Annotated in this window: 15 protein-coding genes; 12 read left to right on the top strand and 3 right to left on the bottom strand. The window is 65.7% G+C overall.

Annotated elements, in window-relative coordinates; genetic code table 11:
- The first annotated feature begins 11 nt into the window (after positions 1-11).
- The 5 genes from NN4_RS38815 to NN4_RS38835 are packed head-to-tail and all read left to right on the top strand — an operon-like array spanning position 12 to position 5,650.
- Positions 12-1,352, top strand: coding sequence for an ABC transporter substrate-binding protein (locus NN4_RS38815; protein WP_147141736.1), 1,341 nt, complete (start codon positions 12-14; stop codon positions 1,350-1,352).
- A gap of 7 nt (positions 1,353-1,359) precedes the next feature.
- Positions 1,360-2,376: a carbohydrate ABC transporter permease gene (locus NN4_RS38820; protein WP_147141739.1), complete on the top strand. Its 1,017-nt coding sequence runs from the start codon at positions 1,360-1,362 to the stop codon at positions 2,374-2,376.
- 3 nt (positions 2,377-2,379) lie between these two features.
- Positions 2,380-3,267 carry a carbohydrate ABC transporter permease gene (locus NN4_RS38825; protein WP_147141742.1) on the top strand — a complete coding sequence of 296 codons (888 nt, stop codon included), beginning with the start codon at positions 2,380-2,382 and terminating at the stop codon, positions 3,265-3,267.
- Positions 3,267-4,553: a 6-phospho-beta-glucosidase gene (locus NN4_RS38830; RefSeq protein ID WP_222595245.1), complete on the top strand. Its 1,287-nt coding sequence runs from the start codon at positions 3,267-3,269 to the stop codon at positions 4,551-4,553. Before NN4_RS38825 ends, NN4_RS38830 begins: the two co-directional genes overlap by 1 nt.
- Positions 4,554-4,597: 44 nt before the next feature.
- On the top strand, positions 4,598-5,650 hold the full coding sequence (locus NN4_RS38835; protein WP_107660393.1) for an N-acetylglucosamine kinase: 1,053 nt from the start codon (positions 4,598-4,600) through the stop codon (positions 5,648-5,650).
- Positions 5,651-5,716: 66 nt separating this feature from the next.
- On the opposite strand, the gene NN4_RS38840 is transcribed toward NN4_RS38835, so the two are convergent.
- Together NN4_RS38840 and NN4_RS38845 are read right to left on the bottom strand one after the other, a co-directional pair.
- The gene (locus NN4_RS38840) at positions 5,717-7,045 is read right to left on the bottom strand and encodes a cation:proton antiporter (protein ID WP_147141745.1); all 1,329 of its coding nucleotides are present in this window, start codon (positions 7,043-7,045) and stop codon (positions 5,717-5,719) included.
- A gap of 115 nt (positions 7,046-7,160) precedes the next feature.
- On the bottom strand, positions 7,161-7,826 hold the full coding sequence (locus NN4_RS38845; RefSeq protein WP_186818839.1) for a TetR/AcrR family transcriptional regulator: 666 nt from the start codon (positions 7,824-7,826) through the stop codon (positions 7,161-7,163).
- Between the two features lie 46 nt (positions 7,827-7,872).
- Here NN4_RS38845 and NN4_RS38850 point away from each other — a divergent pair, with 46 nt between their 5' ends.
- The 5 genes from NN4_RS38850 (at position 7,873) to NN4_RS45455 (ending at position 12,298) form a co-directional block, all read left to right on the top strand.
- A complete protein-coding gene (locus tag NN4_RS38850) occupies positions 7,873-8,880 on the top strand; it encodes an AF_0692 family protein (protein WP_147141749.1) in 1,008 nt (335 codons plus the stop codon).
- 524 nt (positions 8,881-9,404) lie between these two features.
- Positions 9,405-10,286 carry a cyclase family protein gene (locus tag NN4_RS38855; RefSeq protein ID WP_147141752.1) on the top strand — a complete coding sequence of 294 codons (882 nt, stop codon included), beginning with the start codon at positions 9,405-9,407 and terminating at the stop codon, positions 10,284-10,286.
- Between the two features lie 429 nt (positions 10,287-10,715).
- Positions 10,716-11,024 carry a hypothetical protein gene (locus NN4_RS38860; RefSeq protein WP_147141755.1) on the top strand — a complete coding sequence of 103 codons (309 nt, stop codon included), beginning with the start codon at positions 10,716-10,718 and terminating at the stop codon, positions 11,022-11,024.
- A gap of 398 nt (positions 11,025-11,422) precedes the next feature.
- Positions 11,423-11,779, top strand: coding sequence for a DUF8817 family protein (locus tag NN4_RS38865; protein ID WP_147141757.1), 357 nt, complete (start codon positions 11,423-11,425; stop codon positions 11,777-11,779).
- Positions 11,780-12,016: 237 nt separating this feature from the next.
- Positions 12,017-12,298, top strand: coding sequence for a TetR/AcrR family transcriptional regulator C-terminal ligand-binding domain-containing protein (locus NN4_RS45455; RefSeq protein WP_186818840.1), 282 nt, complete (start codon positions 12,017-12,019; stop codon positions 12,296-12,298).
- A 696-nt stretch (positions 12,299-12,994) separates the two neighbouring features.
- Here NN4_RS45455 and NN4_RS38875 read toward each other — a convergent pair.
- Complete coding sequence (locus tag NN4_RS38875; RefSeq protein WP_147141763.1) at positions 12,995-13,705, bottom strand: hypothetical protein; 711 nt, start codon at positions 13,703-13,705, stop codon at positions 12,995-12,997.
- 103 nt (positions 13,706-13,808) lie between these two features.
- Between NN4_RS38875 and NN4_RS47055 the strand changes: the two genes are divergently transcribed.
- Positions 13,809-14,021: a GNAT family N-acetyltransferase gene (locus tag NN4_RS47055; protein WP_371865811.1), complete on the top strand. Its 213-nt coding sequence runs from the start codon at positions 13,809-13,811 to the stop codon at positions 14,019-14,021.
- A 210-nt stretch (positions 14,022-14,231) separates the two neighbouring features.
- Positions 14,232-14,561 (top strand): hypothetical protein, encoded by a 330-nt coding sequence (locus NN4_RS38885; RefSeq protein ID WP_246181327.1) that lies wholly within the window; start codon positions 14,232-14,234, stop codon positions 14,559-14,561.
- The last annotated feature ends 230 nt before the right edge of the window (positions 14,562-14,791 follow it).

A 14,791-nucleotide genomic window follows, 5' to 3' on the forward strand; every position in this document is an offset into this window, starting at 1 on the left:
GAGAACCGCACATGCGCAGAACGACACGCCGCATCCTCGCCGCCCTCACCGCATGCGCGTCCGCCGCGCTGTTCGTCACCGCCTGTACCGGCCAGAGCTCCAACGGCGGCAGCGACGGCTCCGACCAAGGCAAAGAAGTCACCATCACGTTCTGGCACGGCTGGAGTCAGGACCACGAGGTCAAGGCGATCAACGACAACATCGCCGCCTTCGAGAAACTGCACCCCAACATCCACGTCAAGGCGGTCGCCAACATCGCCGACGACAAGCTCGAACAGGCGCTGCGGGCCGGCGGCCGGGACGCGCCGGACGCGGTCTCCTCCTTCACCACCGACTCGGTCGGCAAGTTCTGCTCCGCCAACGTCTGGGCCGATCTCGATCCCTTCCTGAAGAAGTCGGGTATCGACCCCGCCGCGACCTTCCCGCGCGCGATGCTCGAGTACAGCCGGTTCCAGGGCAACCAGTGCGCGCTGCCGCTGCTCAGCGATTCTTATGGCTTGTACTACAACAAGACCGCCTTCGCCGCCGCCGGAATCACTTCACCACCAAAGACATTCAGCGAGTTCGAGGCCGCGGCACTGAAGCTGACCATCGCCGAGGGCGACGGCTACAAACAGCTCGGCTTCATGCCGAACTACCACAGCTACGAGACCAGTCCCACGCACTATCTGGGTCAGTACGGCGCGACATACTTCGACGCGAACGGCAAGTCGAATGTCGCCACCGATCCCAAGGTCGCCGCGATGTTCTCCTGGCAGAAAGAGCTGATCGGCAAGCTCGGCGGGTACGACAAGCTGGAGCGGTACCGCACCACCTTCGGCGAGGAGTTCAGCGCCAAGAACCCCTTCCACACCGGCCAGGTGGCCATGTCCCTCGACGGCGAATGGCGCACCGCCTCGCTGGCCGAGTTCCCGGTGGGCTTCGAGTGGGCCACCGCGCCCTTCCCGGTGCCCGACGACCAGGCCGAGACCTACGGCCGCGGCTACCAGACCGGCACCATCATCGGCGTCGCCAAGTCGAGCCAAAAGCAGACCGCGGCTTGGGAATTGGTGAAGTTCCTGGCTACGAACACCGATGCGCTGGTCAGCTTCGCCAATGCCATCCACAACGTGCCGAGCACCAACGAGGCCTTGAATTCGCCGAAGCTGACGGCCGATCCGAACTTCAAGACCTTCATCGACATCGCGAAGAACCCCAACTCCTCGACCACGCCGGCCAGCATCAACGGTGGCGCGTACCAGCTTTCGCTGAACAACTTCGGCTACTCCTACGAGGCGGGCAAGGTCGACCTCGCCGCTGGACTGGCCGCGACCGCGAAGGAAATCGACGAGGCGATCGACCAGGCGAAGTGATGTAGCGATGGCACTGTCGAGCACGTCCGTCCCGGCGGCACTCGAGCCGACGCTCGAACGCCCCACCCCGGCGGCATCGAAACGGCCCGCTCCGGCGGCACTGAAACACAAGCGCCGCCGTAGAAACCTGCGCACCTTGGCATTTCTCGCGCCGTGGCTGCTCGGGTTCGGCTTCTTCTTCGCCTACCCGTTGCTGTCCACCCTCTACTTCTCCTTCATGAAGTACGACGGGTTCGCCGCGCCGACCTTCACCGGCCTGAAGAACTGGGCCTACGTCCTCGACAAGTACCCGTTCTTCTGGCGGGGGCTGGGCAACACCCTGTGGTTGGTGTTGGTGATGGTGACGCTGCGGGCGATCTTCGGGCTCGGTATCGGACTGTTGGTCACCAAGATCAAGACTGGGCTCGGCTTCTTCCGCACCGTGTTCTATCTGCCCTTCCTAGCCCCGCCGGTGGCCGCCACGATGGCCTTCGCCTTCCTGCTGAACCCGGGGACCGGCCCGGTGAACCACCTGCTCGGCACCATCGGTCTGCCGCAGCCGGGTTGGTTCACCGACCCCGAGTGGTCCAAGCCGGCGTTGACCATGCTGGCGCTCTGGGGCATCGGCGACCTGATGGTCATCTTCACGGCGGCACTGCTGGACGTGTCCAAGGAGCAGTACGAGGCGGCCGAGCTCGACGGTGCCGGTCCGTGGCAGCGGTTCCGGTACGTCACGCTGCCGAACATCACGCCCATCGTGCTGTTCGCGGTGGTAACCGGCGTGATCCAGACGATGCAGTACTACACGCAGGCGATTGTGGCGGGCAAGGTCGCCAGCGGCAAGGCGGGCAATTCCGGTGAGCCGTTCGTGCCGGGCTACCCGCACGGTTCCACCTGGACGCTGCCGCAGATGGTCTACAACCTCGGTTTCCAGCGCTTCGATATCGGCTCCGCGTGCGTGGTCGCCGTGATCCTGTTCGCCATCTCGATGGCGTTCACCGCGTTGCTGCTGCGGCGCAAATCCGGCTTCCTGCAGGAGGACTGAGCGATGACCATGACTCCCGCCCGCCCGCTGCCCACCATGCCGACCGCCGAAGCCAGGGGCGCCCGCCGCAAGGACGCCCTGCACTGGGTAGCCGTGCACTCGCTCGCCATCGCCGCCGCGCTGCTGTTCCTGATGCCGTTCGCCTTCGTCCTGCTCACCTCGGTGATGTCGGACCGGCAGGCGCTCACCGCCGACCTCTGGCCAGCCGAGTGGCATTGGGGAAACTACGTAAAGGTTTGGGAGACACCCGGATTCCTGACCTGGTGGCGCAACACCCTGCTGTACGCCGCGGCCGGTACCGCGCTGACGCTGCTCTCCAGCATCCCGGTGGCGTACGCGCTGGCCAAGTTTCGCTTCCGCGGTCGCAATCTCGCGCTGATGGCCGTTGTTTCGATGATGATGCTGCCGCCGCAGGTGACGGTCATCCCGATGTACATGATCTGGTCCAAGCAGTTCCATCTCACCGGCTCGCTGTGGCCGTTGATCATTCCGCTGGCCTTCGGTGACGCCTTCTCCATCTTCCTGCTGCGGCAGTTCCTGCTGACCATCCCCGACGACTACCTGGAGGCGGCCCGCATCGACGGCTGCGGTGAAGTGCGCATCCTGCTGCGGATCGTGTTGCCGATGGCCAAGCCCGCCGTCGCCGCGGTCGCGCTGTTCCAGTTCTTCTATTGCTGGAACGACTATTTCGGGCCGCAGATCTACGCCAGCGAGAACCCGGCCGCCTGGACGCTGAGCTACGGCCTGGAGTCGTTCAAGAGCGCCCACCACGTCAACTGGAACCTCACCATGGCCGCCACCCTGCTGGTGATGGCGCCGGTGATCCTCCTTTTCTTCTTCGCACAGAAGGCCTTCATCGAAGGCGTGACACTGACAGGGGTCAAAGGCTGATGCGCGCACTGAAACTTTGCATAGTCGGTGGTGGTTCCACCTACACGCCGGAGTTGATCGACGGATTCGCCCGGCTCCGGGACACTCTCCCGATCGGCGAGATCGTCCTCATCGATCCCGCCGTGGACCGGCTGGAGTTGATCGCCGGGCTGGCCCGCCGGATCTTCGCCAAACAGGGACACCAGGCCACGGTCAGCACGGCCACCTCGGTCGCCGACGGGGTCGACGGTGCCGATGCCGTGCTGCTGCAACTGCGCATCGGCGGGCAGGCCGCCCGCAACGAGGACGAGCGCTGGCCACTCGAATGTGGTTGCGTCGGACAGGAAACGACCGGTGCCGGTGGTCTGGCGAAGGCGTTGCGCACCGTCCCGGTGGTGCTCGACATCGCCGAGCAGGTGCGCCGGGCCAATCCGGACGCCTGGATCATCGACTTCACCAATCCGGTCGGGATCGTCACTCGCGCACTGCAATCGGCAGGACACAAGGCCGTCGGCCTGTGCAATGTCGCGATCGGGTTCCAGCGAAAGTTCGCCGCGCACTTGGGCGTCGACCCGGAACTGATCCGGCTCGACCACGTCGGCCTCAATCACCTCACCTGGGTGCGCGGGGTCACCGTGCTCGACCACCCCGGCGCGGGCACCGGCTACGAGGCGCTGCCCAAGCTGCTCGCCGACTTCGGCGCGGACATCGCGGCCGACGTGCGGCTGCCGTTGCCGCTGATCCAGCGACTCGGCGTCGTCCCGTCGTATTACCTGCGCTACTTCTATCAGCACGACGTGGTGGTCGAGGAGTCCGCGACCACCGGGTCCCGGGCCGCTGAAGTGGCGGCCATCGAGCGGGAGTTGCTGGACATGTATGCCGACCCCACCCTCGACACCAAGCCCGAACTGCTCGGAAAGCGCGGCGGCGCTTTCTATTCCGAGGCCGCGGTACAACTGCTCGCCGCGCTGCTCGGCACCGGCGGCGGCAGTGTCCAGGTGGTCAACACCCGCAACGACGGCATCCTGCCGTTCCTGCCCGACGATGCCGTGATCGAGGTGCCTGCGGCGGTGGACGCCGCAGGGGTGCGCCCACTGCCGCAGCACCCGATCGAACCGCTCTTCGCGGGCCTGATCGCGCATGTCACCGCCTACGAGCAACTCGCAGTGCAGGCCGCGCTGGAAGGCAGTCGCGACCGTGTTTTCCGCGCACTACTAGCGCACCCGCTGGTCGGCCAGAACGAGCTGGCCGACCAGCTGACCGATCGGCTGATCGCGCATAACCGCGCCTACCTGGGCTGGGCGTGATCATGCCGAAAAACACCGTGAACTGTTGGCGGGGGAAGCGTCTGATGAAAATCCCACAGAACGAGCAGATTCCGGGCGTCCTCGCCATCGATGCGGGCAACAGCAAGACCGATGTGGCGCTGGTCGGGATCGACGGGTCGGTGCTCGGCGCCGCGCGTGGCGGCGGCTACCAACCGCACCGCACCGGGGCCCGCCAGGCGATCGAGGGGCTCACGCCGCTGGTCGAATCGGTGGCCAGGCAGGCCGGATTGACCCGCGGCGGGATTCTCACCACCCGGGTGAGCGCGTGCATGGCCAATGTCGATCTGCCCATCGAGGAACAGCGATTACACGCCGCGATCGCCGCGCGCCCTTGGGGTTTGACGGTGGGCGTCGTCAACGACACCTTCGGTCTGCTCCGCGCGGGCACCGACGGGCCGCGCGGGGTCGCGGTGGTCTGCGGCGCCGGTATCAACTGTGCCGGGCTGCTGCCGGACGGGCGCACCGCCCGCTTCCCGGCGCTCGGTGTGCTCACCGGCGACTGGGGCGGTGGCGGCGGCATGGCGGCCGAGGCGATGTGGCATGCGGCCAGGGCCGAGGACGGTCGTGGTGAACCGACCGCGCTATCCGCTGCTATCGGTGCGTATTTCGGGCTCGCCGGAGCCAATGCGGTGGCCGAGGCGATCCATCTCGGCCAGCTCGCGGAGCAGCGGCTGCACGAGCTGGTCCGGGTGCTGTTCGCCACCGCCGAGGCCGGGGATCCGACCGCGTTGCGCCTCATCGATCGGCAGGCCGATGAGATCACCCGGCTCGCGTTGGTCGCCTTGCGCAAGCTCGATCTGCTCGATACGCCGACCCCGGTGATCCTCGGCGGTGGCGTGCTCGCGGCGCGCCAGCCGCTGCTGGTCGAGAACGTGAAGGCCCGGCTTGCCGAGGTCGCACCGCTGGCCGAGCCTCGAATCGTCGTTGCCCCACCGGTTCTCGGGGCTGCGTTGCTCGGGCTGGATCACCTCGGTGCGTCCGCAGCTGCCCGCCAACGGCTGCGCTCCGCCTATCCGACACTGTCCGCGTCCGATGGTCGGCCGGAGTTCCCGAGCGAAATGGGCCAGCCTGCTTGAGTGCTGGACCGCCCGAGGGTCTACGTTCGGTGTAATGCCGTGTGACGCAGCATAAGTCGGTTCTGCTCACTCAGGCACGAACTGGTGTGGTGGTTTGCGTTGCTCCTCGGCCCCTTCGCTGGACAGCAGCGGCCAGCCCTTGCGCAGCACGAAGTCCAGCCACGCGCCGCAGGCTTGGGAGGTCAGCACCGCGGTGAGGACGAGCGTGGTGAAGAACGGGGCGTTGATGATGCCCGCGTCGAACGCGACACTGGCCAAGACGATCCCGGGCCCACCGCGGGCATTGCACGTCACGGCCAGGTTGACGATGTCGAGGCGGCGAAAGCCCGCCAGCCGGGCGGCCAGCCCGGTCGACAGCAGCACCACCGCGGAGGAGCCGAGCAGGAACGCGATCAGCATGACCGGCGAGAAGCCCTTGGTGAAGTCGAGCCGGTAGCCGACGACCGCGAAGTAGATCGGGATGAACACCGCCGCGGAGACGTGTTCGATCGCCTCCAGCGGGACGCGGAAGCGTTGGTGCTCGGTGCTTTTGATGCCGCCGACGATGCCGAAGCCCGCGAGGAACGCGGCGAAGGCCAGCGTGACGTCCAGCGCCGCCGCGACGCTGACGTAGCCGAGGACGACCACCATGATCCAGGCGATCGGGGTATGCGCGGCCAGCACGTTCCAGCGGGCGCGGCTGAGCCTGCGCAGCAACGGCGGCAGTATGGTCATCGCTACCAGCACATACAAACCGTTGGCCACCACATGCACCGACACCGTTTCGGCCAGCGCGTCACCGCCCGCGGCCACCGTGGCCGAGGCGATCGCGGTGGCCAGCGCCAGCACGCCCCAGAGCACGATGTCCTCCACGACGGCGGCGCCGAGAATGAGGCTGGCGAACCGGGTGTGCAAGATGCCCAGGTCGTAGAAGATCTTGGTGATCACCGGGATCGAGGTGACCGCCGTCGCGACCGCGAACACCAGGATCACCGCGGGCTCGCTGCCCGCGTCGCCCATGAAATCCTCCAGCGGCAGCAGCGGGGCCACCGCGAGGGCCAGGAAGAACGGCAGCGGCGTACCGAGACCCAGGATCCAGGCGGTCGGCTTCCAGTTCTCCTTGCCCAGCACGTTCCGGGCGCTCGCGCCGGAGACGAACATCAGCAACAGCAAACCCAGGTGGTAGAGGAAGCCGATCACCACCGTGGCGGGGTCGTCGCCGCCGTCGCCGAAGATCCGCGCCGCCGTATCGGGCGCCAGCAGACCGAACAGCGACGGGCCGAGCAGAATGCCCGCCGCGATCTCGCCGACGACCTTGGGTTGCCGCAGCAGCGCGGCGAGTTGGCCGAACAGATTGGCGCCGGCGATCAGCAGCAACAACGCCAAAGTCAGTGATCCCACCGTATCCGTGGACATACGCTCTCCTTGCCGACCGTGCGGTATCGGATAAGCGCAGTCTCCCAAAGCATCCCGCCGCGCACGACCGGATCACTCGCACCAGGCACCGGACGCAGCGGTGGATTACCAAGGCCTACAAGCTGATCGGTGCGGAGCCGTGGTCAGCGCGGCGGGCTGCGGCCCGACGACGTTCATCGGATGTCTGCGGACCGTCGAGCAGGAGTGTCACCTGTTCGTTCAGCATGTCGATCTCCTGTGCGGCGACGAAGCCGTCGCTGGTGACGACCCTGGCGGCGAAACCGTCGAGCAGCAGCAGAATCCATTCCGCCAGCCGTCCGGCTGTCACATCGCTGCGGACGCGCTGCACCTGCTGAGCGGTGCGCACGGCGGCTTGCAGTGCGGTACGGGCGGTTTCGTCGTCCGCGCGCAGAGCCAGGGCGATCTCCGGTCGGTGGGTGAGGCCGCCGACGACGGAGATGAATCCGGCGGCCCGCGGATCCAGCAGCCCGGCGGCGGCGTGCTCGACGTAGCCGAGGACCACCCGACGGGGATCGTCCGGATCGGCCTGCTGCTCGAAGAACTCGCGGGTCTCCGCGGTGTTGTGTTCGAGGATCGCGACCAGCAGCGCGTCCTTGGTGGGGAAGTAGTGGAAGAAGGTGCCCGAGCCGATCCCGGCGATGCGGCAGATGATCGCGGTGGTGGCTCCGGCATAGCCGTGCTCGGCGAAGGCGGTCAGGCCCGCGTCGATGATTTCGAGTCGTCGGGCCTGGTGTCGCTGCGGATCGATGGGACGGGGCACTTGTTCAGCATAGTTAATAGAGTGGGCACTCTGTTAATGTCGAGGCATGCGTTCGTCCGCACGCCCGGCTGCCACCGCCAGTAGTGAGCGCCGGCGCGCAATGCTCACCCTCTTCGTCCTCGCTCCCGTGCTGGGGGAGGTGCTCGGCGCTTCCTTGCGGTTGAGCTATTTCGTGCAGCCGCTGCGGGTGGTCGCCATCGTCTGCTTCTACGGTGCCGGCGTGGTGTTGATCCGCGAGATCGCGCAACGGTGGCGGCTGTCCGGTTGGGGAATTGTGTTGCTCGGCTGTGCTTTTGCGCTGATCGAGGAAGGGCTGGCCTTACAGACGATCTTCAACCCCGTCGGCATGGACGGCGAGCCGGTGCATGGAAACGCGTTCGGGGTCAACTGGTTCTGGGCGGTGGTCGTGTCCGGCTACCACGTCGTGTGGAGCGTGTTGCTGCCGATTGCGTTGGCCCATCTGGCCTTTCCGCCCAGCAGTCGCGCGCCGTGGCTGTCCCGCCGCTCGGCCGGTGTACTCACCGTTGTCTTCGCTTGCGGCACCGCCCTATTCGTAGCGATCTCACTGCTGCGCTCCGACTTCAGGCTCCCCTCGGGGCATGCCGCTGTCACGATTGTCGTGGCGGCCGGTGTTGTCTGGGCGAGTACGCGGTGCCGGGACAACGGACGTGTTGGGCTTGCCGGGCGCACGCCGAAACCCAAGCTGGTTGCGCTGTTCGGGGTAATGGCGGGGACGGTGTGGTTTGTGTTGTTCCTGGCTGCGTTCATCGGCGGCCCGATCTCGTTCGTGTGGTGGACCACTGGGGCGCTGACCTTCGCCGCCGCGGTGGCGCTGGTGCTGCGGCGGTGGACCCGGCGCGGGTGGACGCCGCGACACCAGCTCGCCCTCTGCTTCGGTACGGGCCTGTCAGCGGCGCTGTTCGGGCTGCTCCTGGTTGCCTTGGACGGACACCTCGCGAACATTGCCTTCCAGTGCGCCGTCGTTGTCGCACTAATCGCGGCGTACATCTGGATGGGGCGGCGACTGGGTTCCTCTGTCACGGCAGAAGGTTGATCGTGGCTAGACCTGGTCCCCACCACATGATCGGGTCAACGCGAGAGGTTTGCCCAACGCGAGACCGAGCGCGGGCCATGTACCACAGGCGATCTCATTACGTCCCCTGGAGAGTTGAGTGCGTAGTGATGAAGGTGTATCCCATCCGTAGCAAATGTGGTTCCGAATAAGGCCTGGGTCGGGCGTTCGTGTGTCCGAAGCGTCCGCTCCTGCCTGCGGGTTCAGGCGGTCGTCGCAACACTTCATCGAGCGCTTCTGATGGTGTGCGGAATCCGAGGGTGCCTGCCTCCTCGGTGAACCGGCGCATGAAGGTGCGTTGCGAGAGGCCCGGCGACAAGATGTTGGCCAAGAAGTCCCGAGCATGCCAAACATGTTGTCCGGCAGGATCGTCCGCCGCGATCCTGGTCGTGCGCGATGGAGTACCGTCGATCTTGACGCGCGGATCCGCCTGTCTTGCGGGGGTGGCGCGCCGCGACAGCAGACGACCTCGTCCTGGTGGATCGTGATGAGAGGGGCCCGACCACATGGCCGATCCGAATGACCTTGACCTGCCCGACAACTGGGGCCGGTGGGGATCCGACGACGAACTCGGCACACTCAACCTCATCACCGACGACGTGCGCGCGAAGGCCGCCGCCGAGGTGCGGACCGGTCGATGGGCGTCGCTGGCCCAGCCGATCACGCCCAATCCGATGATCAGCAGTCCGTTCGCGCCCACGACGGTGGAAATCTCTCCCGTGCAGCAGATGATGTCCCACACGGGGATAGGCGTCGCGGCGGACCTGATGCTGGTCACGAACCATCACGCGAAGTCGACGCACATCGACGCGCTGGCGCACTGGTCGACCGGCAACGAGGTCTACCCCGGTCGTCCGAGGGACCAGATCGTGACGGCCGCAGGCGTTACCTTCGCCTCCACGACGGCCTTCGCCGCCGGAATCGTGACGCGGGGGGTTTTGCTCGATCTGGCTGTCGAAGGGCCGCTCCCGGCTGGGTACGCGGTGACATCGCGCGACTTCGAAGACGCCGAGCAGCGGCAAGGCGTCGAGGTCGGGTCGGGTGATGCGTTGGCGGTGCGGTTCGCCTGGCCGGCCGACCCGCTGATTGCAGATAGGCCGACTCCGGGAATCAGCCTCGATGCGGTGCGCTGGATGCACCGTCGCGGGGTCGCCCTCTACACGGGCGACAGGGGCGACGCCTACCCGGCACTCGACCCTGATGGGCCGTCCCCGCTGCACGGCGTCGCACTGGGCCGAATGGCGATGCCGCTGATCGACGGGTCACAGCTCGACGACCTTGCGGCGCTGTGCGCGGAGCTGAAGCGCTACAGCTTTCTGCTCACCGTCGGCCCGCCGCGCATCCATGGCTTGACCGGCGTCATGGTCAATCCCATCGCCGTGTTCTGATCGCGCAACCGCGTCGATCACCGCAGAAAGTCGCGGACCGATCGACGCACTTTGCGCCCCAGTGGTCCGTCGTCAGACAGTTCGTCAACACACTCACATACCGCGACCCGCGCGGAGCGAAGCAGCCAGTGCAGGGCCTGGAAGATCAACGGAGACTGTCGATCCGCGGCCGGTTGAACGCACCATATTGCCGATGAGCGGACTCGAAGTGTCCGGGCCGAATCATGGTTTGGAGCAGCGCATTCGCGCGACCACCGTCCCGGTTCGCTCGCCAGTGCGGCGTAGCGGGACTGCACTGGCCTTCGCCGCTCGCCATGAAAAGCGTTGGCCGCCAGGCGGCATCCCCTAGAGCCGGTAAGCCGACTCCAAGGATTCGTTAATGCGTCGACGGCAGCATGATCTTCGTAGACAGAACGAAGGGGGAACAACATGTTCAAAGCTTTGATGATGGCGGGTATCTCGGCGGCCGCGATGGTCGGTGGCACGGTGAGTCTGGCGACGGCTACCGCGGCACCGGCTGCGGCGAGCGGGGTCCTGCCGGCATGTATCGCGATGTGGGAGACCGACAGGGTGATCGCCTGCGCTTTCCGTGATCAGCAGCAATGCCAGCAGTGGGTGGAAGACGGCAAGATTCTGGGCTACCGGGAGTCCGCCGCCGGGTGTAACTGGAACGAAGCTGGGAGCCATCGGCCCGAGTGGGACAACCCCCAGGGATATATCGGAGGGCGGATCAAGTAGCGAATAACCTCAGTGCACGCAACGCCCCGGGTTCTCAGGTCCCGGGGCGTTGTGCTGTCCAGGCTCTCGAATCGGAAGAGGGCTGCGGTAGAGCTCGTCTACCAGCAACGCCCTCATCTGCCGCTGGGCGGGCGTTCTGCGCGGCGAGATCGAGTGCCGCGCAGAACATCCGATATTGCCGATGAGCGAGCATTCTCGCTGAGGCGCGCATTTGGAATGTGATCTTGTGGCGCAACACATCTCACGATCGGTACGGAATTCCGTTCACCGCACGGCCCGCCTCTGCAGGCCCTACCGTGAACGTGCAGAGCTTCCCCTTACCACCGAGAGGAACCGCTAATAGCCAGCACCCTACCCAAGATCAGCGATCTTGAGCCAAAGTCAGGTAAGGTGACGGGATGGTGATGCGGGTGGCGGTTCCCGTGCTGCCGTGCCGAGATGTGCAGGCAGCGCGGTCGTACTTCACGGACGTGCTCGGATTCGACACCATATTCACCTGGGAGACCCCACCTAGCTACGCGGCCGTGATCCGCGACACCGCCGAGTTCCACCTATACGCCGAAAGCAGCGTCGGCCCGGCCAGGGTGGTGGTTGTCGTCGACGACGTCGATTCCTGCCACGACGAGTTGCGCGCCCGCGGCGCCGACATCGTCGAGCCACTGGCTGACCGGCCCTACGGGATGCGCGACTTCAACGTACGGACACCCGATGGGCACTTTTTGATCTTTAGCCAGCCGCTTACCGAGTACGGGTGACCATCAGCGGACCAGCCGGAAGAATGACCGGACCTCGTCGACGAACAACGCCCGGCTTGTCGCTGAAGCCGTAACCGGGAAGCGATGGGCAGACCCCTAGAACCGGCCGGCTTAGTGCGCAGATTTTCGCCGTTCACACGACGAAACCGCAGCTCAACAGCCAGCACCCTACCCACGATCAGCGATCTTCAGCCAAGTCAGGTTACCTGCCGTTTTTGTTGCGGCGCGGCCGATTTCGTGCAGGGCGGGTTCATCAGCGAAGCCGAACGCGTGCCCGAACTCCTCGCCCACGTCGTGACCCGCGCCGTCGAATCCCGCGTCACCCAGGTCGAACACGTCCTGCACCAGCTCATCGAGCGCGGCGCGGTCCGCGCCGATATCGACACCCGCACCATCGCCACCATGGTCTTCGGCGCCTTCTTCGGCGCGTTCCTGCGCGGCGACGCCGCCGCCGCGCGCGCCAGCCTGCCCGAACAGCTCACCACCACCCTCTGGCCCGCCCTCACCACCCGCCCCTGACCGCGCCGCAGTGTGCGTCGAGCACCCATCGAGTCCGAGGAGATTCTGTTAGGACCTTGTCCGTCTTGCCCTCCAGGCACGTCGTCGTGCCTGGACTGGACTTCGAGCCCCGCCGACGCAAATAAGCCCGCTGCCTCGGCCCGCCGGCTTCAGTGCGCACGCCTGCCAGGTCGCGTCCTACCACGCACTCTCTTGCCGCATATCGCGCGTTGGACCGACCCATCCACGGGGCGGGCGGCGACGAATCTTGTTGTGGCACGCGGTGATGCACGATCATGGTGTGCCAGTTCGGATACGAGCTGCCGAGGAGGTGCCGATTAAGTGATCTCCTCGGCAGCGCCGGTCCCCGGACATCCCTGCGCCGGTGAACATCCGCAATTGCCGCTGAGCGCTCGGTCGGCGCCGCGGTGAGACGCACTCTCCTGCCGATGCGAGCGGGTCATCCGACTATTCGGATTGCACGCGCTGGATTCTGGCGGTCGCCAGGTAGCTTCACCTCCGACGTTGGTAGGGCTCGCGAGTCAAGGGCCGGTGCGCGAGTGTGGGCCACTCTGGTCAGTGACCCCCAGGCAAACTTGAGATTCGTCGAGGCTTTCATCGGCGCCCAGCGGTACAGCCGGCCTCCCTGAACAACCCGGGTCGCAAACCGCCGAGCAGAGTGTTGATAGGTCTGCAGGTGTTGCTCGGGTGCCACGATCAGAACGGCAGCGAGTCGCTCAGACCTTCGATCGCGGTTCTGGCGAACTCGGTCGCTTCGTCGGTGGCGGCTTGGGCGGTGCCGGCGGCGATCTGGGCAAGGTAGCCCTTGAGCGCGGCCACGCTACGCCGGATCAGACCCTGGTTTGGTTCCTCGCGGACGACTTCGGCCAACACCGTTTCGGTGGTCTCCCGGAAGTCGGTGTCGTCGTCGGTAGCAAGTCCGAGGGCAGGCAGCTGAGCTAGCAGATCGGTGAGCACGGTGGCCAACTGCTCGTAGCCAGGAGCGATCTGGCTGGCGGTCGATTGCCCCTGGTTCACGGGGCCACGGTTACCCCAGGCGAGCTGGGCGGTGCTCCCGTCTCCTGTCATCTGCACGACGGGACCGTGATAGGTGATGTAGTTCCCCACCCCAGGATTAGTCGATCGACTGCTGAGTGCGGCCTTACCTGAGATCACGTCGTATTTTGCCGCAGTATGGTCGAGTGCGCTGTCGCCAAACGGGCTTTGATGTACGTGGACTTCTCGCAATCGCATTGTCTTCGACTTGCCATTCGGCAACGTGTCTGTCACCTCGTCACCGTCTTCGACGTCGGCATCCGCTCTGAAAGTGATTCCATGTTGCGGGCCGAGGTCCATTGCCTCAATATCAAATACATCCGCTGTGCCGTCGTCAGCAACGCGGCGCAGCTTCATCTTCTTGCCGTGCATGTTTCGCGGAACCATCCGAGCTCCCTACGTCGACTTCGCCGTCAGAAGTGTAGTCATGAAACGGTGCCGGCTGACCCCCGCCGCACGCACAGCTCATGTGTCGATGCTGACCGCGCCTGATCGGCGTGACCACGGGTTGGCTCGTGTTGCTGCCTCGGTTGCCGTAGAGCATGCGCTGAGGCAGGGGTTGGTCCCGCAGTGGCGTGCTCGCACGACAGAATCCAAGCGAGTCGCCGCCGCCCCCGGCTTCCGCGAGCTCGGGGCGCAGTTGAGCTTTCGGCTGGATCCCTTACTCGGAGAAGGCCGAGGCAGGTGAATCCGGGTCGGCGGCAGGGAGCCATCCTTTCCTGCTGCGACCGAAACATCCGCTATTGCCGCGACCCGCGCGTTGGGCCAGTTGACCAGATTGCCTTGAGCACGTTGGCGCGAGGCTTCCAACGCGCGCCCATACCGATCGCGGGCACTCGCCATGCTGGCTCGTGATCTGACCGTTCCAGCACAAATGAGCTGCTGCTACGGTCGGCCAGTGCCGCCTCGCTATCACGTAACGTCAGCACTGAACCGCGCCTCGATCACTAGATTCGGTTTGGACTGGCACCATATGGGCGCCGCGCGGGGCATTGCCGGAAGCGACCAGCCCGAGCAGCCGGGCTGTTTCCTTGCACTCAACGACTTCGAGTGCGAATGGTTCGTGCGCATGAACAACACCGGAGGCCCCGTGGATGTGTGGGAAGTCCACGGAATCGAGGACGATGATCTCGTCCTGTCACCGGAGGGTCATCGCTACTTTCCGGGAGTGATCGCGGCGGCTCAGCTTCGTTTGGTGCGGCGAGACGTGCCACCTGCCCGAACCTGACCTGCCAGGCCCGCGACCATACTCTCTCTTGCCGCCTACAGCGCGGTCCCGAACGTTCGCATCTGCCGCAGTGCGCGCGTTGGTCGTCGATCCAGACCCGTTGATAGGCAGAACTTCCCAACATGCGCACATGCCGATTACGCGACGTATTACAGGTTGTATCAGTGGCCCATGCCCATGCCGCCGTCGACCGGGATGATGGCACCGCTGATGTAGGCGGCGTCGTCGGA

Source organism: Nocardia ninae NBRC 108245 (assembly GCF_007990755.1).
In the GTDB taxonomy this organism is placed as follows: Bacteria; Actinomycetota; Actinomycetes; order Mycobacteriales; family Mycobacteriaceae; genus Nocardia; species Nocardia ninae.